Here is a 23369-nt window from a genome sequence, read left to right on the forward strand (position 1 = left end):
GTTTTTTGTAAAAGTAGGTGTCAATACCGAATTACAACCAACAAAGCCTCATATAATTTTTAAATATGAGGCATAAAACAGTATTACATATTTCTACGATACTGCCCTCCTACTTCAAACATGGCATGTGTAATTTGACCTAAAGAACAATATTTAGTTGTTTCCATTAATTGCTCAAAAGTATTCTCATTATTCAGTGCAATATCTTGTAAAGATTTTAAACATTCTTCTGCTATAGCTGCGTTTCTTTTCTGTAAATCTTCAAGATTATATATCTGTGCTTTCTTCTCATCTTCGGTTGCACGAATAACCTCTTCTGGTATTATAGTAGGTGACCCGTTAGAAGACAAAAAGGTATTTACTCCTACAATTGGCAACTCTCCGGTATGTTTCTTCGTTTCATAATATAAACTCTCCTCTTGAATTTTACTACGCTGGTACATGCTCTCCATTGCTCCAAGCACTCCGCCACGGTCGGTAATTCTATCAAACTCTACCATAACAGCTTCTTCAACCAAATCGGTCAACTCTTCGGTAATAAAAGATCCTTGCATAGGGTTCTCGTTTCTAGCCAAGCCAAACTCTTTATTAATTATCAATTGTATAGCCATTGCCCTTCTTACAGAGTGTTCTGTAGGCGTTGTAATTGCCTCATCATACGCATTGGTATGCAATGAATTACAATTATCGTAAATGGCATAAAGTGCCTGCAAAGTTGTTCTAATATCATTGAAATCTATCTCCTGCGCATGTAAAGAGCGACCTGAAGTTTGAATATGATATTTCAGCTTTTGAGAACGTTCATTCCCGTTATATTTCAATTTCATGGCTTTTGCCCAAATTCTTCTCGCCACCCTACCAATTACGGCATACTCTGGATCTAGTCCGTTGCTAAAGAAAAAAGAAAGATTGGGGGCAAACTCATCAATATGCATACCTCTAGAAAGGTAATATTCTACAAAAGTAAAACCATTGGCAAGTGTAAATGCTAACTGACTTATAGGGTTCGCCCCTGCTTCGGCAATGTGATAACCAGAAATAGAGACCGAATAAAAATTACGGACTTTCTCATCTATAAAATACTGCTGTACATCTCCCATTAAACGCAATGAAAATTCCGTAGAAAAAATACACGTATTCTGTGCTTGATCTTCTTTTAGTATATCTGCTTGTACCGTACCTCTTACTTTCGACAATGCATCTGTCTTTAATTCAGCATATACATCTGCTTTTAAAACTTGATCTCCAGTTACCCCTAAGAGAAACAAACCAAGACCATCATTACCTTCTGGCAACTCACCAGCATAGGTTGGGCGCTTGGCATCTAACTTCTTATAGATGGCATCAATCTTTTTATTGACTTCAATAGTTAGCCCGTTTTCCTTAATATACTTTTCACATTGCTGATCAATAGCGGCATTCATAAAAAATGCGGCAATAGTGGCTGCAGGACCATTAATAGTCATAGAAACTGAAGTAGTCGGCGCACACAAATCGAATCCGGAATATAATTTTTTAGCATCATCTAAACAGCAAATACTCACTCCGGAATTCCCTATTTTTCCGTAAATATCTGGTCGATCACCTGGATCTTCGCCATAAAGTGTCACCGAATCAAATGCGGTAGACAAGCGAGCTGCCGGCAATCCTTTAGATACATAATGAAAACGCTTATTCGTTCTTTCTGGTCCGCCCTCACCAGCAAACATTCTGGTCGGGTCTTCACCTTGTCTTTTAAAAGGAAAAACACCTGCCGTAAAAGGAAATTCTCCCGGTACGTTTTCCTGTAAAGACCATTTTAATATATCTCCCCAGCCATCGTACTTAGGCAAAATTACTTTTGGTATTTGTGTCTGCGATAATGATTTGGTCGTTGTTTCTACCTTTACTTCTTTACCTCTAACTATGTAGGTGAAAAAATCCCCTTCATAATTTGCCTTCTTTTCATTCCACTCCTCTATTATTTTTTTATTATGCGGATCAAGGTCTAATTGCAATTCTTGTTTCGCAGCTTCAATGGCATTTAACACATCTTCCTTATCTTTTAATATTTCAGAAGATTCTTTAAGACTAAATAGTTTTTGAGCAACCGATTTTTGATGCTCAGCCCTTTCATTGTAATCACGAATAGTATCTGTTATTTCAGAAAGGTATCTTGTTCTTTTTGGCGGAATGATGTAAATCTTCTCAGACATCTCCCTTGAACTTTCAAAAGTCGATGTTAAGTCCTTGGCATCTGTTTTAGCTACCAAAGTATCAATCACCGCCCTGTACAACTGATTCATTCCCGGATCATTAAACTGGGATGCAATGGTGCCATAAGCCGGAAGTTCTTCTGCCGGAGTATCCCATAACAGATGATTACGCTGGTACTGTTTTTTTACATCTCGTAAGGCATCTAAAGCGCCTCTTTTATCAAACTTGTTTAGCGCAATTAAATCGGCAAAATCAAGCATGTCAATTTTTTCAAGTTGTGTTGCCGCACCGTATTCCGGAGTCATCACATACAAAGACACATCTGAATGCTCGGTAATTTCAGTGTCTGATTGACCAATACCCGAGGTTTCTAAAATAATTAGATCAAAACCGGCAGCTTTGGTAATATCTACGGCATCTTTCACATATTTTGATAGGGCTAAATTTGACTGTCGGGTAGCCAAAGAACGCATGTATACCCTATCATTAAAAATAGCGTTCATTCTAATACGATCCCCTAATAGTGCTCCTCCTGTTTTACGTTTAGAAGGGTCTACAGAAATTACTGCAATCTTTTTATCTTCAAAATCAACAAGAAAACGACGCACCAATTCATCTACTAACGATGATTTACCAGAGCCACCTGTTCCTGTAATTCCTAATACGGGAGCTACTTTTTTCGTTTCAACCTTTTTTCTGATGGCATTTAAAACCTCTTCATGCTTTTCAGGAAAGTTCTCTGCAGAAGAAATCAATCTTGCAATATTGGCGTAACTAAGTTCTTCTAACTCGCTTAATTCTGTATTCAAATGTTCCCCAACAGTGAAATCACTTTTTTGAATCAAGTCATTGATCATACCTTGTAGTCCCATGGCACGACCGTCATCCGGAGAATATATTTTCTCTATACCGTAGGCATGCAATTCTTCTATCTCTTCAGGTAGAATTGTTCCACCACCACCACCGAACAACTTAATTTGCGACGCTCCTCTCTCCTGCAACAAATCATACATATACTTGAAGTATTCTACATGTCCGCCTTGATAAGAAGTAATTGCAATTGCCTGCACATCTTCTTGAATAGCACAATCAACAATTTCTTGCACAGAGCGGTTATGACCTAAATGTATTACCTCACAACCCGTAGATTGTATGATTCTCCGCATAATATTTATAGCAGCATCGTGACCATCAAAAAGGGAAGCCGAAGTTACTATACGAATATGATTTAGCGGTTTATAAGGAGTTTGTGTGATATCGTTCATTTTAAATACTCAATTTAATTTTTAGCAACCTGATTTTTTTCCACGTGATGAATCAATTACGTTTCAATTAATCGTCATTCAATAGATTACAACTTTTATAAATATTGATGTTGCAACAACAATTTTAAGCTGATACGAAAATAAAGATTTTAATTAGCATTATTTCAATTTTCTTCATTTCTGAGCTTAAAATATGACTGATTAATAAATATGCGCCCAAAATTTGACGAATTGATATTTACGAGATTATAAATTGATTTTACTTACTAAATACTTCACATAAAAAAAGGGTAGATTTACGACTCTTTTTACTGCTGCAAACATGATCTATAATGACCAACTAGGAAATCAAATTAAAATTAATTCTACACCCTCTAGAATTGTTTCTGTTGTTCCTTCTATCACAGAATTATTGTACGATTTAGGATTGGGCGATAAAGTCGTTGGTTGTACTAAGTTCTGCGTACACCCTAATAAGCCGTATCTCACGAAAACTATGATTGGCGGCACAAAAGATCTGAATATAGAAAAGATTCTACAACTTAAGCCAGATTTGATTCTTGCTAACAAAGAAGAAAATATAAAGGAACAGATTGAATTATTAAGCGAATCTGCACCTGTATGGTTGAGTGATGTTAAAAACTTTGAAGACAGTCTTAGCATGATAGAACAAATTGGTCAAATAACTTCTAGTTCCAAACAAGCGACGGAAATCGTCAAGCAACTAAATAGTACATTAAAACCAAAAAGACCATCAATAAAAGTCGTTTATCTTATTTGGAAAGACCCCTATATGACCGTGGGTGGCGACACCTATATTAGTAATATGCTGAACAGGTGTGGCTATATAAATGTGTTTGCCGACCAAAATCGCTATCCCAGTATTACGTTGCAAGAAATAAGTGATGCTGACCCTGATGTAGTGCTATTATCTTCTGAACCATACCCGTTCAATAAAGAACATCTAAAAAGCATTAAGAGCGTTTTAAAAAATACAGAAGTTAGATTAGCTGACGGAGAATTCTTTTCTTGGTACGGCTCAAGACAGTTGCATGTAAAACCGATTGAATCTTAATTTATATTCAAAATACCCTATTTGAAAATCTGCTTTCAATAATCCCATCCAATTAATAAAACCCAATAATTCTAAATAGCACACCATCTTTATCAAGCTACAACACAAGGTTAAAATAACCCTAATGCTCCAAACAATGTAAAAACCATTTCTCACCTAAAATAATAGCACAATTTTATAGTTATCAACATAGTAGATGCTGGTATAGTACAAGAAACAACAGTTCTATCATTATGCCCTGTGCAAGCTCTAAAATATTGTAATCTTAATAAACACTAACTTTGGTAACTACTGCCGCTGCAGATCACCAAAATCTAATTTTAATTTATGTTCAGCTTTTTCTCTAAAAAACATTTTTTAATAGATCATCTTGACGGGTTTATAGATATTCACAATCACATATTACCAGGTATAGATGACGGCGCAAAAACTGTTGAAGATTCTATTGAACTGATAAAAGGTTTTAATGAATTCGGAGTAACCGATTTCATCTGTACTCCGCATATCATGGAGAACTATTACCCTAACAATCCTAACACGATTGCTGGTTCGTTATCGCTACTTAAGAATGCTTTAAAAATGAACAATTTAGAGCATGTAAAAATTGAAGCAGCTGCAGAACATATGATCGATTCAGGTTTTGAAAAAATCTTAGAAGATAAAGATATCATGCCTCTAGCAAAAAACTATCTTTTAATAGAAATGTCATACTTACAGGCGTCTATTAATTTTGACAGTTCAGTCGAAAAAATAAAAAGCGCTGGCTTGTTTCCAATATTCGCGCATCCTGAGCGGTATGCTTATTTGCATAAAAACCTGAATGCGTATTCAAGATATAAAAATGAAGGATTGTTATTTCAGTTGAACATTTTATCCTTAGGGGATTATTATGGTAAAGAAGTAAAACAAACGGCCTTATATCTTTTAAAGAATAATTTAATAGATTTTGTAGCTAGCGATGTCCATAAAATGACACAGCTGAATTACCTCAAAAAAATAAGCATCAATGAAAAAACATTGATGCTTATTAAGCCTATAATTGAAAAGACTATTTATAATTTTAAGTAATGTAGTTTAAAATTTCCACCACTTTTTACTGGTCTTGTTATAACCGTAGCCATATTTACCACCGTACCCTAATTCATCTAAGGTAACATCGTTCACTACAAAAGAAACGCCTTTCAATTTCCCTTCATCACGAAGGTTTAATGGAAACTTCACTGCAGCTTCATCGGTTACTCCTGCTCTAGTTACATATATAATATGGTTCGCATAAGGCGCAATCAATAAGGTATCACTAACAACCATCATTGGTGCAGTATCGACAATTACATAATCATACATCTCAGAAACCTCTGCCAATAAATCCTCAATTTTAGAACTCATTAAAAGCTCTGCAGGGTTTGGTGGTATTTTTCCTGAGTATATAACATCGATCGTATTATGATGTACAAGCATTGGTCGAATAATATCTTTAACTTGAATAGAATCATCCAATAAAAATTCTGTTAAACCTGCATCTTTATTTCTAGAAGGTGTCTTTAACTTATCTACAGAATCTCCTGAAAAGAACGTATATAATTTCGGATTTCTAATATCCGCACCAACTAACAACACCTTCTTATTAGTACTCGCCAATATCATCGACAGGTTCGAAGACACAAAAGTTTTACCTTCACCAGGTGTACTAGAGGTTATAAAAATGACATTATTTTTATTACTATCACTAGCACGCTTCGTTTTTATCAAGAAATCGAGGTTAGCTCTTATTATTCGTAACGCCTCTGCCAATACAGAACGGTCATCATTAATAATAATTTTGCTGTCTTTTTTCGAAAGCCTAGGTAACTCACCTAGTATAGGAACATCTTTCGTGTATTTCTCAAGACTATGCTTGTTATGAATTTTAGTATCTAATAAATCTTTAGCGTAGATAAAACCAAAAGGCACTAATAATCCCAATATCAATGAAGATAAATAAACCATTGCATTTTTTGGCTTAACAGGTTCTTGCTGAACTAAATGAGCACTATCAATAACCTTAGATTTAGGTGAACTTGAAGCCATTGCTATTTGAGATTCCTCCCTTTTCTGAAGAAGATATAGAAATAGCGATTCTGTTGTCTGCTGCTGTCTTTCGATATCCCTAAGTTGTCTTGAATTACTAGGTGCAGAATAAATTTTAGAATTTATACGAGATAGTTGTCCGCTCAAATTATTAACCTGCATCCCTAAATTCCGCTCCATTCCAGACAAACTACTCTTAATATTACCTTTTAGGCCAGATAACTGTTCATCTAAATTAACAATGATTGGGTTTTGTTCATCAGCACTTTTTAACAAACGCTTTCGCTCCAAAGCCAACTCATTGTATTTAGCAGTTGTATTTGCTATACTCGGATCTGAAAGACCTACGTTTGAAGGAAGAATATCAAATCCATTCTCATCAGAAAGATACTGGTTCATTCCATTGGCTATATTCAATTGTGTTTTAGCATTCTCTAACTCTTGTCTATTAGCAGCACTTAAATTTAGAGCTATATTAGATTCATTAGCAATATCAGTAACACCTTTTGAAGTTTTAAAATCTTGTGCATCCTGGTCAACAGAAGTTAAATCTCCAGAAATTTCTTTTATTCTATCATCAATAAAATTTGAAGTTCTATCTGCAATTATTTTCTTATCAAGAATACCATTCTCATTGTATTCTTTTATTAAACCATTTAAGATATCAATACTTTTTTGAGGTATTGGATCTGTCAGTTCAATGTTTATAATGTTTGACTTTTCACCTATAGCACTTATTAAGGTATTCAACTGATACGCCTCGGCAACCATAAAAATTGGCATAATTTCAATAAAAATTCTCCTTCCGGAAAATTGCTTCACAAATTCAGAATTTGGTGTTAATACAATATCTCCTATTGGAGTTTTGATATTTTTACCGTAGGAATAAATTTTTACAGGCCCATCCTCTAAATAGTTAAACCCAAAATTATTAGAATCTTGAATATCAACATAAAATGACAACTGAGAATTATTTATTATTGAATCATTAGAAATAAAACTTATATTAAAAGGTCTTTTCCTGTATACTTCAGACGCTTTTACATTTCCAATTAAATTGTATTTAATATTTAACTTTAAATTCTTAACAACTTCAATAAAATTTGATCTTGAGTTTAAAATTTCAATCTCATCTTCTACTTTATTTGTTCCACCGACTCCTAAGATATCCAAATCACTAAATGCTGCAAGTTCAGAAGAAGCATTCTTTTCCTCGATAATATGAATTTTAGCTTGTCCTGCATATTGAGGTGTCGCGTACCTTAAATAAATCGTCGCAATCAAAATAGCCATAATAGCCCCTATTACAAACCACTTCCACTTTTTAGTATAAACTTTAAGTATTTCTCCTAAGTTTTGATTGGTATCTACAGTTTCACTCATAAAAAAATATTTTTTAAATAAAATTTATTTAGTTTCTGGTTAAAATCAGAACTGAAGAAGTTATTAAAACAGAAGCAATAGACACCAAAATTGTTGCTCTATTATCTAAAGATGATGAAGTAATTGCTGATTTATTGGGCTCCACATAAATAACATCGTTTTGTGTCAAATAATATACTGGTGAATCAAGTGCTTCATTACTTGTAAGGTTAATTCTATGATAAACTTTAGTACCATCAAAATCACGTATGACTAAAACATTATCTCGCTTACCTTTTATAGTTAAATCATTTGCCAAACCTAGAGCTTCCAAAATCGTTATTTGTTCTCCAACCACGGGATAAGTCCCAGGAGTTTTCACCTCTCCTAAAATAGTAACTGTAAAATTCTTTAAGCGAATATTTATGATTGGATCCTTTAAATAATTACTTAACTTTTCCTTCAATAATTCTTTTGTCTTCTCTGTTGTTAAACCTGCTATTTTAACTTGACCAATGACTGGAAAATCAATATTCCCACTTTTATCCACAATGTAATCCAATTGCTCCGCTCTTAAACCACTTTCATCCATACCCTTAACTAAATTAAATGGCATACTAGCCTGCGGATCTAAAGTAGACACATTTACAGAAACAACATCATCAACCTTAAAGGTTTGAGAATGATTATTCTCACCAACTTTTGTTTCATAATCTCCTACACCTTGAAAATAAACAACATCTTTATGAGAAGCACAAGAGTATAACAGGAATATAGTACTCGAAAAAAGAAAAAACTTAGATTTAATTACAGATAAAAGATTCATTTATTTTAATTTAATTGTGAATTTATGATTTTACTATTTTAAGTTTTTGTTCTGAATCTTGTTTTGACTCAACTTTGTCAAAGTCACATAAATCAGAATTTTTAGATATATATTCAGGTACAATCTCCTTCATTAACTTTATTGTATTACCACTAAAAAACATATTGGTAATACACAATTCATCAATTTTTGATCTAACCTTAGCATATTCAACATCTCGTACCTTGCTAATCTTTATCTTTTGATGATAAGTAGGCAACGTATTTTCACCATTTGCCAAAAGTTCTTCATACAACTTTTCACCAGGACGTAAACCAGTAATTTTAATATCAATATCTTCTGGATAACGTAAACCTGAAAGTTTAATCATGTTTTTGGCTAAATCAAATATTTTAACTGATTCACCCATGTCAAAAATAAATATCTCACCACCTTCACCCATTGCTCCTGCCTCTAAAACTAATTGCGAAGCTTCCGGTATGGTCATGAAATATCTCGTAATATCTTTATGTGTTAAAGTTAAAGGTCCACCTTTCTCTATTTGTTTTCTAAATAATGGTATTACTGAACCATTTGACCCAAGTACATTACCGAATCTGGTGGTAATGAATTTAGTTTTATTTTCTTTTTGCATACAACTAATGTAAAGTTCTGCAATACGCTTAGTTGCTCCCATAACATTAGTTGGGTTAACTGCTTTATCTGTAGATACAAAAACAAATTTTTCAACTCCATGAAGAATAGATAAATCCGCTACATTCTTAGTCCCCCCAATGTTGATTTTTATTGCTTCATAAGAATTATACTCCATTAAAGGAACATGCTTGTAAGCTGCAGCATGAAAAACGACATTTGGTCTATGTTCTCCAAACAACGCATTCATTCTATTTTTATCTCTAATATCTGTTACAATCGGAATAAAATTATGAAATCCGTTTTGCTTTAATTCTTGTTGCAGATCGTACAATGCAGATTCTGCTGAATCGATAACAATTAAAGATTTATAACCATAATTGCATATTTGACGAACAATCTCACTACCTATAGAGCCAGCTCCACCAGTTACCATAACAGTCTTGTTCATCAACTCCATAGCAATTTTACTATTCTTAATAGTAATTGGTGCACGATCCAATAAATCTTCTATTTGTACCTGTTTAATTTGAGAAACCTTTAATTCTCCATTAATCCAATCTTCAATAGGCGGAACAATTTTCACTACTATCGGTAAATCAACAAGCCCCTCTACCGTTTTTCTTAATTTAAGTGAATCAATATTTTGTATGGAAAAAATAATTTCAGAAATATTATTTTTAACAATGAATGCCTCTGTTAATGTTCTCCTCGCAAATACTGGAACACCATTAATGTTTTTACCTATTTTTTTGGCATCTCTATCAATATAACCAATTACCTTATACCTGCTTTTACTATTATTCCCGATAGCACCATGAGTCAGTACGCCAGAATCTCCTGCTCCATAAATCAATATGTTCTTGGTCACTTTAATAGTACTATTCATTTTATTATAAAATGATTTAAAAACAAAACGAGAAGCTGCTAAACCAATAAAAGCTATTAAACTATTAATAATAATAATCGACAGTGGTATAGTAAACTGACTTAAAATATCCATCTGCCTATTGATCATCACAATAAAAATCACCAATATACTAAAGAAACAAACTGCATTAAAAATGTTATATACATCTCTAACTCCTGTGTGTCGTACCACACCTTTATAAGAACCTACTATCATGAAGGCTAATAAAGCAGCTCCTGCCACTAAAGGTATTTGTAATAAAAAATTATGAACATCAAAATTTAACGTTAAATTAAATCGAATAAAATAAGATAGCATAAATGAAAAAACTACCGTTAGTAGGTCAATGCCCAACACAAGCCACTTAGAAGCATAGCGCTGTGCACTGTAATTTAGGTATTTCTGTATCATGATAAAACGTTTTTGATGGTTGTTACAACACGCTCTAATTCTTCATTAGATAAGTTAGATCCACTTGGCAAACAAAGGCCTCTTTCAAATAATGATTCTGAGGTTCCATCTACAAAATGTTTAGTATTACTAAATATCGGTTGTAAGTGTAAAGGTTTCCATAAAGGTCTAGACTCAACATTAAAATCTAGAAGCGCCAACCTAAGCTTTTCTCTTATCTCAAAAGACGGCGTTAAGATACAACTTAACCATCTATTGGAAAAATATCCGTTAGGCTCCTTTAAAAATTCTATTTCCTTAAATTGATCTAATGACTCTTTGTAGTATTGATGATTGGCTCTACGTGCGTTAACGCGGTCTTTTAAAACTTCCATTTGACCACGCCCAATACCCGCTAATACATTACTCATTCTATAATTGTAACCAATATTAGAATGTTGATAATGTGGAGCTTCATCTCTTGCTTGTGTTGCTAAAAATATAGCTCTTTCAGCATAGGTTTTATTTTTAGAAACCAATGCACCACCACCAGAGGTTGTAATAATTTTATTCCCATTAAATGACAAAATCCCTATATCACCAAAAGTTCCACAAGGTATTTCATTATAAGAACTACCCAATGCTTCGGCACTATCTTCTAAAATAGGAATTTGAAATTCATCGGCAACAGCTCTTATTTCGGCAACCTTATAAGGCATACCATATAAATGTACTGCAATAATTGCTTTAGGTTTCTTACCTTCTTCTATTCCACTTTCTATTGCCTTTCTTAATAAACTAGGCGACATATTCCATGTATCTAACTCACTGTCAACAAAAACAGGGTGAGCACCTAAGTAAGCAATAGGGTTGGCAGACGCCGAAAAAGTAAAACTTTGACAAATGACATCATCACCTTTTCCTACACCTAATAACTCTAAGCCTAAATGTATAGCAGCTGTACCAGAACTTAAGGCAGCAACATGAACGTCATTGCCTAGTTCATCTTTAATAGCTTTCTCAAAAGCATTTACGTTGGGCCCCAATGGAGCGATCCAATTCGTATCAAAGGCTTCATTAACATAGTTTTGCTCTGTGCCTCCCATGTGCGGAGACGAAAGCCATATTTTAGTAGGTGTTGAAACGGTTTTCAATAGTTGTCAATTTAGGATTACAAATATAAGGTTCAAAATTAACTATACATTTAACCAAAACACTGAATTAACATTATAATTCGTTTAATACGTGTAAATTATCGGTTAAAGGAAATGGTATATACCATTTATCGTGCGTACAAGTTATTGAACCCTGTAAATAACGACTTCATCTAAAATATATTTCCTAATCGAGCGTTATTTTTTAATCTTTGCCTTTTTAACCCCAAAAAACAATTAATGAAAAAGATTACAAAAATATGCTGTATAGGCGCTGGCTACGTTGGCGGACCTACAATGTCGGTTATTGCAAAACAATGTCCAGAAATACAAGTTACGGTTGTTGATATCAATCAAGACCGTATTGATCAGTGGAATACAGACGATTTAGACACCTTACCTATATATGAGCCAGGATTAAAAGAAATTGTAGGCGAAAGACGTGGAAAAAATCTTTTTTTCTCTACAGAAGTTGATAAAGCTATCGACGAAGCTCAAATCATATTCATCTCTGTAAACACTCCTACCAAAACTTACGGTAAAGGTAAAGGACAAGCTGCAGATTTAAAATTTATAGAACTTTGTGCACGTAATATTGCAAAAGTTGCCAAAGACGACAAAATCGTTGTTGAAAAATCGACACTTCCTGTAAGAACCGCTCAAGCAATTCAAAATATTTTAGATAATACGGGAAATTCCGTAAAGTTTGAAATTTTATCGAATCCCGAGTTTTTGGCAGAAGGTACCGCTATTGAAGATTTAATACATGCAGACCGTGTATTGATCGGCGGTAACGACACACCAAGTGGTCAAGCTGCAAAAGACGCCCTTAGTGCCATATATGAGCATTGGTTACCGAAAGAACGTATTTTACAAACGAATGTTTGGTCGTCAGAATTATCTAAACTTGTTGCTAATGCATTTTTAGCACAACGTGTTTCTTCTATTAATACCATTTCGGCATTATGCGAAAAAACAGATGCCAATATTCAAGAAATTTCTAGAGCCATTGGCTTTGATAGTCGTATTGGACCTAAATTCTTAAATGCATCTGTTGGTTTTGGCGGATCTTGCTTTCAAAAAGATATTTTAAACCTAGTTTATATCGCACGATCATATGGTTTAAATGAAGTTGCCGATTATTGGGAACAAGTCATTATAGCTAATGATTACCAAAAAAGCCGTTTTGCAGAGAACATCATTTCCAGTCTCTACAATACCATTTCTGGTAAAAAGATTGTCATATATGGCTGGGCCTTCAAAAAAGACACCAATGACACACGCGAATCTGCCGCCATTGCTGTTGCAGATGCTTTATTAGAAGAACGTGCCGAAATTATAGTCTATGACCCAAAAGTTTCTAAAGAACGCATTTACGCCGATTTAGACTATCTAAATACGCGATCACCAGAAGAAAATAGAAGGTTATTAACTGTAACCAAAGAACCTATTGAAGTTACGAAAGAAGCACATGCCATTGCTATTTTGACCGAATGGGACGAGTTTAAAACCTATGACTGGACAACAATTTATAAGCAAATGCTTAAACCTGCATTTGTTTTCGATGGCAGACGTTTATTAGACAATGACACCATGCAAGAAATAGGATTCAATTATTACAAAATAGGGCAATCATGAAAATTTTAGTAACCGGTGCTGCTGGTTTTATTGGCTTTTTCGTTTCAAAAAGTCTAGTAGAAAAAGGTCATGAGGTTGTCGGTTTAGACAATATCAACGACTATTATGATGTAAATCTTAAATATGCCAGGTTAAATGAACTTGGTATAGCAAGAAATAATGCAGAACAATTTAATGTTTTAACTGAAAGCACTACAAATGCTACTTTTTCATTTATAAGGTTGGCATTAGAAGATCGCGATAACCTACCTAAGTTATTTAATGCACAAAATTTCGACGTGGTCTGTAATCTAGCAGCACAAGCAGGTGTACGCTACAGTCTAGAAAACCCAGAAGCCTATGTTGATAGTAATTTAGTTGGTTTTTTAAACATTTTAGAATGTTGCCGTAATTATAGAATCAAACACTTAGTATATGCTAGTAGCTCTAGTGTATATGGTTTAAATGACAAAGTACCATTTAAGACTACTGATCGAGTAGACCATCCCGTTAGCTTATATGCTGCTACTAAAAAAAGTAATGAGCTAATGGCACACACCTACAGCCATCTTTATAAATTTCAATGTACTGGTCTACGCTTTTTTACCGTATATGGACCATGGGGCCGACCGGATATGGCCTATTTCTCTTTTACTGAAAATATTTTAGCAAACAAACCTATTAATGTTTATAATAACGGAGAGTTAGCACGAGATTTTACATATATAGATGACATAGTTGACGGAATTACCTTAATAATCAGAAAAGGCTTCGTACCCAATTCAAACTCCAAAAGCAGTGCCTCTATTTATAACATTGGAAGAGGAAAATCGGTAAAACTGATGGATTTCATAAAAACTATAGAAACAAATTTAAACAAAGAGGCAGAATTAATAATGATGCCAATGCAAGATGGTGATGTTTTCAAAACATGGGCAGATACAGATGAACTAACAAAAAACTACAGTTATTCACCTAAAATTAATTTAGAAGATGGTGTTAAAATGTTTATAAACTGGTACCTAAAAACCAAATAACCAACTATGATCGTTAAATTCACAGCACATTTCTAAAAATGATATTGTTAATTTAAACTTTTATAGATATTTGAATATGAAAATAGGAATTATAGGTTTAGGGTACGTTGGTTTGCCCTTAGCAGTTTTATTTGCTAAAAAGTACTCGGTTATAGGATATGATATTAATAAAAAGAGGGTCAATGAAATTAACCAAGGGAAAGATAACACTCTTGAACTATCAGGTCTTGATTTAGATAATGTACTTAAAAAAAAATCTAACATTGATGGTAGTGGATTATTTTGCACCGCTTATTTAGATGATTTGAAAGATTGCGATTACTATATAATTACCGTACCAACTCCTGTAGACAACACTAAAAGACCGGTATTTACCCCTCTTATAAAAGCAAGTGAAACTGTAGGAAAGGTGCTAAAAGAAGGTAATATAGTTATTTACGAATCAACAGTATATCCTGGAGCTACTGAAGAAATTTGTGTTCCAGAATTAGAAAGGTCTAGTGGTTTAGTTTTTAATAAAGACTTCTATGTAGGTTATTCTCCAGAAAGAATAAACCCTGGCGACAAACAACATACTGTTGAAAAGATATTAAAAGTTACTGCCGGATCCACACCAGAGACAGCTAAAAAAGTAGACGACTTATATTCCTCTGTTATTACTGCTGGCACACACTTAGCACCAACTATAAAGGTTGCGGAAGCATCAAAAGTAATTGAGAACACACAACGAGATATCAATATCGCCTTTATGAATGAATTAGCCAAAATATTTCATTTATTAGATATTGACACCAACGATGTATTAAAAGCAGCAGGCACTAAATGGAACTTTTTACCTTTTAAACCTGGCTTAGTCGGTGGACATTGTATTGGTGTAGATCCTTATTACTTAGCCCAAAAAGCCCAAGAAAATGGTTACAATCCAGACTTAATATTAGCTAGTAGACGCATAAATGATGGCATGGGTGAATACTTAAGTTTGCAAGTAATTAAATTAATGTTAAAACATGATTTAATGGTCAAAGGCGCAAAAATTTTAATACTGGGTATAACTTTTAAAGAAGATTGCCCAGACATACGAAATACCAAAGTTGTAGATATGATTAGAAGCCTTAATGAATATAGGGTAGAAACGACTATTTTTGACCCTTGGGCAAAGTCTCAAGAAGTATTTGAAGAATATGAAATCACAACAACTCAAGAAATACCGAAAGATACTTACGACGTTGTAATATCTGCTGTTGCTCACAAAAAATTTCAGACTATTAATATCAATAATCTTTTAAACGAAAATGGTATAATTTATGACATAAAAGGTACACTCCCAGGAAAAGTACATGGAAGGTTGTAATAAACCTAATTATTTAAGTTTCCAATTTTTTACTATTTAATACAAATAAGGAAATTTTATCTACCAATTATAAAAGGAGGTTGATTAGAATTCTAATCATCTCCTTTTATTGCTTTTGAACTAATTTTTACTATTGTATTAAAATTACTACATAGCTTTACTATAAATTTTAATAACTTATAATTTTTCATGAAAATTTGAGTTTTAATATTATAAAGAAATATAACCTTAAAGCTAATGAGCTATACAAAACTATCCGATACCGTTAAAATAAAACCATCTGAAGCAGCTAAAGAAATTTACGATATTGCTCTTGTCAATAGAGAACTTAGTGAAAATGCAAGAAAACTTGCGCCTGCTATAATAGAGAAGCTAACTAAGTATGAATTATTCAGGATGGCGTTACCGAAACATTTGGGTGGCATCGAAGATAATCCAATAGAAACTTTGAAAACTTACGAAACTCTAGCCAGTGCAGAAACATCTGTAGCTTGGATTGTATGGAATAACCATTTAGCCTGTACTTTTGGAAGATTTCTTGACTCAACAAGCATCAATGAGATTTACAAGAATCCAAATGATGTTTATGCCAATTCCACTAGACCTGAAGGTTTCGCTAAAATAGTGCCTGACGGTTATTTGGTTTCAGGACGTTGGACTTTAGTCTCAGGTTGTGAACTTGCAGATTGGTTTGTTTTACGCTGCTTGGTTACAGGCGGAGAATTACCTACAAAATTAGGACCGGGTGCAAAATTAAAATTAATGTACGTCCCTAAAAAATTCGTAAAAATTATCGACACCTGGAGTGTTGGTGGATTACGTGGTACAGGAAGTCATGACATCGAAATTGAAGAAACTTTTGTACAAGAAAATTATGCCGTAGATTTTGAAAGTTCTGTAGAAAACAATACAGCTTATAATAGACTTCCAATAGGAGCAATAAACGCTAGTGGTTGTGCCGCAATGTCTTTAGGTTTACTTAAAGGAGCAATTGATGAGCTAACAAAAATGTGTTTAGACAGAGTAACTCCAGGTAAAAATCCTGATTTGCGTGATAGATTAACAGTACAGACAGTTCTCGCGAAAGCAAAATCAACTTTAGCTGCACACAGATCTCAATTACATAACTCTGTATCTACATTATGGAAAGAATCTATAAATGAAAACACTTTTACAGATGAACAATTGGCTGATGTATGGGCAGCTTCTTGTGAAGCGGCAACAGTAGCCAGATCATTAATATCTGAAATATACGCAGTGGCTGGCACTTCTTCTTTATACACTAAATTTAGAATTGAGAGAATTCACAGAGATGTTCATGCAGTTCTTCAGCACGGAATTATTCAACCCCATTGGATGAATCAAGCTGGCATGGCTTATGTGGGTTTAAAACCAACGGCTGCTATGTTTAGAATTTGAATATTTCATTAATATCAAATTCAAACTTATTTGCTAAAAATATTCAGCCTAGCAAAACAATATTTACAATAGGTAATTAATTATACTTATAACACAATTTTACATCTTATGATTGAGACAATTAAACAAAAAGAAGAATGGGTAAAACAATTAGAACTAATTGGTAATACAGATTTTTATTTTACGTATGATTATCACCAATTATCTAAAAATGATCACGAAAACCCAGTTTTATTAAAATATACAGAAGGAAATTGTATTATCTTATTACCACTGCTAATTAGAAATATAAACGGTACTTCACATAACGATGCAACATCGGTATACGGTTATGCTGGTATTTTATCCAATATAAATGAAAGCTCTTTTGATGTATCTAAATTTCAAGATAAGCTTCACAGCTATTTTATGGATAATAAAATTATAACTGTCTTTTCTAGACTACATCCATTTATAGACAATCAAGAGCCCTTAATTTCAGGTTTAGGAGAAGTTACCGACCAAGGAATGGTTGTATATCTCGACTTATCATTACCCATTGAAGTACAACGAGCTAATTTCAATAGACGATTAAAAACCTACTTAAACAAAGCGCGTAAAGTGTGTACGGTTTCTGAAGGTAATCACCAAGATGACTTAGATTGTTTTATCGATTTGTATCATGAAAACATGAGACGTGTTGATGCAACAGATAGTTATTTCTTTGATAAAACATATTTTGATCGTATTATGGCAAGTGAAGACTACACACCTCAATTAATGATATGCAGAGAAAACGAAAGTCAAAAAATAATTGGTGCTGCTATTTTTATAAAAAAAGATAATATTGTTCAATATCACTTATCTGGTTTAGATGCAGATTTCTACGAATTAAATCCTATCAAACTTATTATTGACGAAATGCGACTTATAAGTACGGCTGAAGGTTATCAATTATTAAATTTAGGTGGCGGTAGAGGCGGTAGCAATGAAGATTCTTTATTTCGCTTCAAAAGTGGGTTTTCAAAAGAATTTAAAAACTTTAGACTTTGGAAATATATTGTAAATCAAGAAATATATAACGAATTGACAAATGAAAAATTCGCACAATATCCTGAGATAGATAAAAATCAAATTAATTACTTCCCAAAATATAGAGCAACTCTATCCAAAGAAATCAACACTTTAGAGGTTTAGCCCCTCTTTTTGTACTTAAGTATATTTTAAAAGGTGTCGTTATTCAATTATCATGAATAACGATACCTTTTTTTTTAGAAAATTACTTTATAAAAAATATAAACACGGAATGATGCGTTTGCTTTAATTATCATGTATCAACGTGATATGTCATGCTATATAATTTCATTCATTTACGTCTGATTTAATGAGAATTCTTTAAAATGGAATTTAAACTAATAATGAGCTCAAAAAATCACCCGTAATTTACTTTAAAAGATGAAATGTTAAAGAAAACAGTATCTTATCGAAAAAAAATATTTTTTTAATCCAAAACACATACACCATACGTAATAACTAAGTGAAACTATAGTAGTTCATCGAATAAAGTATTTATTTCATCGTTATTTTAAAAAAAAGGAATATTTTTAAAATCCTAAATCTTAAGTAATTAAACAATTTAACCCCATGATGCGAAACCTACAACACCCCACACGCATGGCAGTCTTTTTATGTCTTATTTTTATTTTTCAATCTTGTAGTAAAGATTCCGATTTGTTATCAGAATATGTTATTAATAAAGAGTTAAGTCTCGATATTGAAAGTATTGTTGTTAATGATGTATTTTATATATCAGACACCAATAGCACTATTTTAGATGTATTGAATAACGACAATTTTGTTAATATTGAAAATGTCACCATAACAGATATTTCAAGCGCAAAATTTGGCGATGTTATAATTAATGATAACAATACGCTTACCTACACTATAATAACTGAAGCAGAGCCAGAAGAAACTACAGATACTGCACATACGGGAGAACCAGAACAAACCGAAGAACCAGAACAAACCGAAGAACCTGCACAAGAAGAATTTGAGGATACTTTCACCTACACTGCAGAAGAAGTTAATGAAGATGGAACGGTTACCCAAGAAGATGGTATAGTTACTGTTACTAATGACCAGTCCATTATAGTTGAAGATACCTACAGAGCACCAAATGAAATAAGTGAAAGTGTTAAGGAGTGGAAAGAAAAATTTGATAAAGAATGGCTAGATAATGACAATCAAATAGATCATGCCGATGCTTTATCAAAAGCTAAGACTGCAAATGTTGGTCAAGAATATTATTTTCTAGCATACTATGTTGATGGACTAATTAAAATGTGGCAGGCATCAGGAGATAACAGTTATTTAGATGAAGCACTAAAATTAATTAACCTTACAATTGATGATGCAGTAGATGTTGGTAATGATTACTTAGGCTGGCCTAACAATGATAATGATGGTTATGCTTTATGGGATAGTTATTACTGGAGATATGTTGCAACTTTAACTAGAATAATGCATCAATCCCCAAATTTAAGAGCAACAGGTAATTACCAAAAACAGTATGAAGAACTTTTAGCATTTTCTGAAAAAAATATATGGGAGAGATATGAAGTACAAGGATTAAATAACTTTTACAGAATTAATACCCACATGTCTACACATTGGGCTAGAATTGGAATGGAGCTTTACATCATTACTGGAAAAGAAAAATACAAAACAGTTTTTGACAATATATCTTTCGGTACAATGGTCGGACGCCCTTCTAACCTAAGAAATCAATTACAATCTAATAACAAAGTTTCTTCTGCAGTTACGTGGAGCCAACGCTGGGACATTAATTCAATACAAGATACAGACCATGCCGGTGCTATAGTAAGCTTTATAGTAACTGCCTATGAGAATGACATGTATTGGAATGAAGCAGATATCAATTCTTTAAAATCAACTCTTAAAAATGTTATTTGGAAGGAAGAATATGGATCGAACTTCAAGTCCAATGTTGATGGAACTGGAGAATTCGATTTACAAGGAAGAATACATGAATGGTTGATATTAGGAAGCTATGATAATGAAATTCAAAATCGAATTAAAAATGATTATACTGAAAATAATTTAACATACTATGGTATTCAACCTCTAGGAATAGCTGCTTTAAACGCAAAAATATTGGAAGACGGAAAACCTGTATTTCCTGAAAAATAAAAGATTAATTTACCATACCTAAAACTCAAAATAATTAATTATTTTGAGTTTTAGGTATACTCTAAGTTCAAGTCATAAGTGCAACACGAATATTTAAAACAGACGGGACTAGCCCCATCTGTTTTAGGCTCAATATTTATATTCGTCTTGCATGAAAAATTATAAACAACTTTGCCTTTTTCAAAGGTATCAAATTCAAAACACTATTTGATTTAGGATTATCCTAAATAAAGATAGCGCAACAAATAGGTGTTCATAGAAGTACTATTTGTCGTGAGCTTAAACGAAATATTCCACAGCGTGGTAGAACAGCTGGAGAATATATAGGCGAACATGCACAGGCAAAGACAGATTCTCGACATGCCTGCAAGCAAAAGAAAGTGGTTCTAAGCGAGCGTTTGAAAAAACGTATTGAAGGTCTACTAAAATATGAGAAGTGGAGTCCAGAGCTGATTTCAAAACGATTATCCAAAGAATCCGAAGAATGTGTAAGTCATGAGACAATTTACAAATGGATATGGATTGCAAAACATAGTAATCATAGGGAGCATAAAAACTACAAGAAACTATATATACACTTACGTCATACGGGACGCAGGCAAAAACGAAATAATAAGCAGGATAGACGTGGAGCTATTACAGGAAGAATCGTTATAGATGTACGTCCCGAGGTAGTAGGGAAACGCTCTCGTATCGGGGATATAGAAGTTGACCTCATGATGGGCAGCAATCATAAATCGGCATTATTGGTAATGACCGATAGGACAACTTTGATAACGATGATCGAAAAACTCAAGAGTAAAAATGCAGATGAAGTATATGAGAAAATGAACCGGAGATTGACCAATTTTAGCACATCTTGGATTAAGACCATCACATTCGATAACGGAAAATAATTTACTTATCATCATAAGATAGCAAAAGACCTAAATGTAAAAACTTACTTCACAAGACCGTATACATCTCAAGACAAAGGAACGGTAGAAAACAGAATAGGTGTTATCAGAAAGTTTTTTCCAAAGAAAACAGACTTAAGAAACATTAAAGATCAAAGAATAAAAGAAGTAGAAAGATTACTAAATTACAGACCTATTAGGAAATTTAATTATAATAACCCAATTGAAGTCCTAAACAATAAAATTGTTGCACTTATGGGTTGAACTTAGCCTAGTTAAACTTTTAAATAATATTAATAAATTTTAAATTACTTATTGGTATAAAAAGACAGTATTTAAAACCACCAATAGCATTTATTACCTAAAAAAAATATTTCACCAAAATAGCATATATATAGTCATAACTCGGCTTAATTTAAAAGCCATATTCTAGATAAAACTTCACAATTCTACAAGAAATATTTTCTCATAAATATAATTTCTATCCAAATTCAGGAAAATCTAAATAATTATCTAATAATACCAGGTGAAATAAATAAAATTATTATTTCCTTTTAATTCTTTTTTGTATTAGAAGATTATAACAATACCAAATAATAAGAGTTATTGTATACATACATCTAATTAAAGTGAATACGCAAAATCTATTATTATTATTATTTAATGTTGAATATTAATTTTAAAAATTAATCTCTCGTTATCTTTGCTTAAAATTATTGGTATATCAAATAAATTAGAGTCAAAACTAAAATAGTTTACATTATTACAAGTGAATGGAAAAAACAAACCAACCAAAATTGTTACTCGGTATATTTATAATATTTATTATAGTATTTTTAAATGCACTTGGACCCTTTTTTCAACTTCAGCAAATTGTTACTTTAGGCTTACTACCTTTTTTAGCTGGAATCGCATTTATATATGATAGCAATAGCTTCCATTCTAATAAAAAAGAGTTTTTTATTTTCTTAACACTCTTCATACTTAGTTTGATTACAATTTATTACTACAAAGGCTATGATGAATATACAACTAGTTTAAGTTCATTATTTGGAGCGGTTATATCTGCTTATATCGTAATAGGACTAGTTACAAATGTCAACTATAGTATCTATTTCCATATAGGTTATATATTATCTATACTATTTTTATTTGGAATTATGGTCATTAATGGCAACATCACTACAGATTTCGCCTCAGCCCTTGCCGTACGTGATAGATTTTTATTAAATGCAAATGCATATTCCTATTTTTGCGTTTTTGCTAATTTTTCTTTATTCTACTTATATTTAAAATTTAAGAACAGGTTGATATTAATACTCTTGCTAGTATTACCCTTGTTATTTCTAATTATAGCATTCACAACTCAATCCAGAGCTGGTCTTCTTTTAATTACATTAATTAATATTTGTTTTTGGATTTTTGTTAATAAACCTAAAACAATTAATAGTTTTTATAAAGTCTTCAGAAAGCTAATCATATTAATTTCTATATTACTTTTGGCCTTCCAATTTATAAAAATTTATGAGGGTTCAAGAATTCAAAACAGAGTGGAAATTAAGGAAAACACTAAAGATTCAAGGGAACTATTGATAGAAAAAGGAATCGAAGTATTTCAAGAGAACCCAATTTTCGGAGTAGGCTTAGGCCAGTTTCCATTATACAATAAGTTTGGTTTATTTACTCATAATTCTTATACTGAAATACTTGCTGAACAAGGATTAGTTGGTGGCATTTTACTGTTTTCCCTTTTCTTAATACCAACTTTCAAAAGTTACCGAAACTATAGGCGAGATAAAAAAAATCCTTTATATAAATTTTATTTACTTTTTTTTATAACATTTCTCATATACAACAACTTCTATGTTTTTTATAAATTTCCTTTTTCAATGATGTACTTTTTTTTAATAATTACCCTCCAAAAAAGAGACACTACTTTCCAAATTAATAGAGAATAAATTAACCATTAAATAACGTAA

15 protein-coding genes are annotated in these 23369 nt (G+C 32.7%); 10 read left to right on the top strand and 5 right to left on the bottom strand.

What is annotated here, in order from left to right; genetic code table 11:
• Positions 1–83 precede the first annotated feature (83 nt).
• Complete coding sequence (locus QSV08_RS08435) at positions 84–3461, bottom strand: methylmalonyl-CoA mutase family protein (protein WP_324027952.1); 3378 nt, start codon at positions 3459–3461, stop codon at positions 84–86.
• 322 nt (positions 3462–3783) lie between these two features.
• Between QSV08_RS08435 and QSV08_RS08440 the strand changes: the two genes are divergently transcribed.
• Together QSV08_RS08440 and QSV08_RS08445 are read left to right on the top strand one after the other, a co-directional pair.
• Positions 3784–4536 (top strand): ABC transporter substrate-binding protein, encoded by a 753-nt coding sequence (locus QSV08_RS08440; RefSeq protein ID WP_324027953.1) that lies wholly within the window; start codon positions 3784–3786, stop codon positions 4534–4536.
• Between the two features lie 327 nt (positions 4537–4863).
• Complete coding sequence (locus QSV08_RS08445; RefSeq protein WP_324027954.1) at positions 4864–5604, top strand: tyrosine-protein phosphatase; 741 nt, start codon at positions 4864–4866, stop codon at positions 5602–5604.
• A gap of 6 nt (positions 5605–5610) precedes the next feature.
• On the opposite strand, the gene QSV08_RS08450 is transcribed toward QSV08_RS08445, so the two are convergent.
• From QSV08_RS08450 to QSV08_RS08465, 4 genes are read right to left on the bottom strand one after another with little or no spacing between them, the layout of a single operon-like run.
• Positions 5611–7986, bottom strand: coding sequence for a GumC family protein (locus QSV08_RS08450; protein WP_324027955.1), 2376 nt, complete (start codon positions 7984–7986; stop codon positions 5611–5613).
• Between the two features lie 28 nt (positions 7987–8014).
• Complete coding sequence (locus QSV08_RS08455; RefSeq protein ID WP_324027956.1) at positions 8015–8791, bottom strand: polysaccharide biosynthesis/export family protein; 777 nt, start codon at positions 8789–8791, stop codon at positions 8015–8017.
• Positions 8792–8813: 22 nt separating this feature from the next.
• Positions 8814–10745 carry a polysaccharide biosynthesis protein gene (locus tag QSV08_RS08460; RefSeq protein WP_324027957.1) on the bottom strand — a complete coding sequence of 644 codons (1932 nt, stop codon included), beginning with the start codon at positions 10743–10745 and terminating at the stop codon, positions 8814–8816.
• Positions 10742–11830 carry a DegT/DnrJ/EryC1/StrS family aminotransferase gene (locus QSV08_RS08465; RefSeq protein WP_324028359.1) on the bottom strand — a complete coding sequence of 363 codons (1089 nt, stop codon included), beginning with the start codon at positions 11828–11830 and terminating at the stop codon, positions 10742–10744. Before QSV08_RS08465 ends, QSV08_RS08460 begins: the two co-directional genes overlap by 4 nt.
• Before the next feature lie 288 nt (positions 11831–12118).
• Between QSV08_RS08465 and QSV08_RS08470 the strand changes: the two genes are divergently transcribed.
• The 8 genes from QSV08_RS08470 to QSV08_RS08505 all read left to right on the top strand — a co-directional run bounded on the left by QSV08_RS08470 (position 12119) and on the right by QSV08_RS08505 (position 23348).
• Complete coding sequence (locus QSV08_RS08470) at positions 12119–13516, top strand: nucleotide sugar dehydrogenase (RefSeq protein ID WP_324027958.1); 1398 nt, start codon at positions 12119–12121, stop codon at positions 13514–13516.
• Positions 13513–14532 (top strand): NAD-dependent epimerase/dehydratase family protein, encoded by a 1020-nt coding sequence (locus QSV08_RS08475; protein ID WP_324027959.1) that lies wholly within the window; start codon positions 13513–13515, stop codon positions 14530–14532. Before QSV08_RS08470 ends, QSV08_RS08475 begins: the two co-directional genes overlap by 4 nt.
• A gap of 76 nt (positions 14533–14608) precedes the next feature.
• Positions 14609–15883: a nucleotide sugar dehydrogenase gene (locus tag QSV08_RS08480; RefSeq protein ID WP_324027960.1), complete on the top strand. Its 1275-nt coding sequence runs from the start codon at positions 14609–14611 to the stop codon at positions 15881–15883.
• Between the two features lie 237 nt (positions 15884–16120).
• A complete protein-coding gene (locus tag QSV08_RS08485) occupies positions 16121–17302 on the top strand; it encodes a hypothetical protein (protein ID WP_324027961.1) in 1182 nt (393 codons plus the stop codon).
• 108 nt (positions 17303–17410) lie between these two features.
• The gene (locus QSV08_RS08490) at positions 17411–18478 is read left to right on the top strand and encodes a peptidoglycan bridge formation glycyltransferase FemA/FemB family protein (protein ID WP_324027962.1); all 1068 of its coding nucleotides are present in this window, start codon (positions 17411–17413) and stop codon (positions 18476–18478) included.
• Between the two features lie 447 nt (positions 18479–18925).
• A complete protein-coding gene (locus QSV08_RS08495) occupies positions 18926–20494 on the top strand; it encodes a hypothetical protein (protein WP_324027963.1) in 1569 nt (522 codons plus the stop codon).
• Between the two features lie 266 nt (positions 20495–20760).
• Positions 20761–21390 carry an IS30 family transposase gene (locus QSV08_RS08500; RefSeq protein ID WP_324028360.1) on the top strand — a complete coding sequence of 210 codons (630 nt, stop codon included), beginning with the start codon at positions 20761–20763 and terminating at the stop codon, positions 21388–21390.
• 773 nt (positions 21391–22163) lie between these two features.
• Positions 22164–23348, top strand: a complete 1185-nt coding sequence (locus tag QSV08_RS08505) for an O-antigen ligase family protein (protein WP_324027964.1) — start codon at positions 22164–22166, stop codon at positions 23346–23348.
• Positions 23349–23369: the final 21 nt, after the last annotated feature.

The organism is Maribacter sp. BPC-D8 (assembly GCF_035207705.1).
GTDB lineage: Bacteria > Bacteroidota > Bacteroidia > Flavobacteriales > Flavobacteriaceae > Maribacter.

Bases quoted from the DNA above. Each gene is read 5' to 3' on its own strand.
- QSV08_RS08435 (WP_324027952.1), bottom strand. From the start codon at position 3,461: ATGAACGATATCACACAAACTCCTTATAAACCGCTAAATCATATTCGT.
- QSV08_RS08490 (WP_324027962.1), top strand. From the start codon at position 17,411: ATGATTGAGACAATTAAACAAAAAGAAGAATGGGTAAAACAATTAGAA.
- QSV08_RS08465 (WP_324028359.1), bottom strand. From the start codon at position 11,830: ATGGGAGGCACAGAGCAAAACTATGTTAATGAAGCCTTTGATACGAAT.
- QSV08_RS08505 (WP_324027964.1), top strand. From the start codon at position 22,164: ATGGAAAAAACAAACCAACCAAAATTGTTACTCGGTATATTTATAATA.
- QSV08_RS08450 (WP_324027955.1), bottom strand. From the start codon at position 7,986: ATGAGTGAAACTGTAGATACCAATCAAAACTTAGGAGAAATACTTAAA.
- QSV08_RS08455 (WP_324027956.1), bottom strand. From the start codon at position 8,791: ATGAATCTTTTATCTGTAATTAAATCTAAGTTTTTTCTTTTTTCGAGT.
- QSV08_RS08460 (WP_324027957.1), bottom strand. From the start codon at position 10,745: ATGATACAGAAATACCTAAATTACAGTGCACAGCGCTATGCTTCTAAG.
- QSV08_RS08480 (WP_324027960.1), top strand. From the start codon at position 14,609: ATGAAAATAGGAATTATAGGTTTAGGGTACGTTGGTTTGCCCTTAGCA.
- QSV08_RS08495 (WP_324027963.1), top strand. From the start codon at position 18,926: ATGATGCGAAACCTACAACACCCCACACGCATGGCAGTCTTTTTATGT.
- QSV08_RS08485 (WP_324027961.1), top strand. From the start codon at position 16,121: ATGAGCTATACAAAACTATCCGATACCGTTAAAATAAAACCATCTGAA.
- QSV08_RS08470 (WP_324027958.1), top strand. From the start codon at position 12,119: ATGAAAAAGATTACAAAAATATGCTGTATAGGCGCTGGCTACGTTGGC.
- QSV08_RS08445 (WP_324027954.1), top strand. From the start codon at position 4,864: ATGTTCAGCTTTTTCTCTAAAAAACATTTTTTAATAGATCATCTTGAC.
- QSV08_RS08440 (WP_324027953.1), top strand. From the start codon at position 3,784: ATGATCTATAATGACCAACTAGGAAATCAAATTAAAATTAATTCTACA.
- QSV08_RS08475 (WP_324027959.1), top strand. From the start codon at position 13,513: ATGAAAATTTTAGTAACCGGTGCTGCTGGTTTTATTGGCTTTTTCGTT.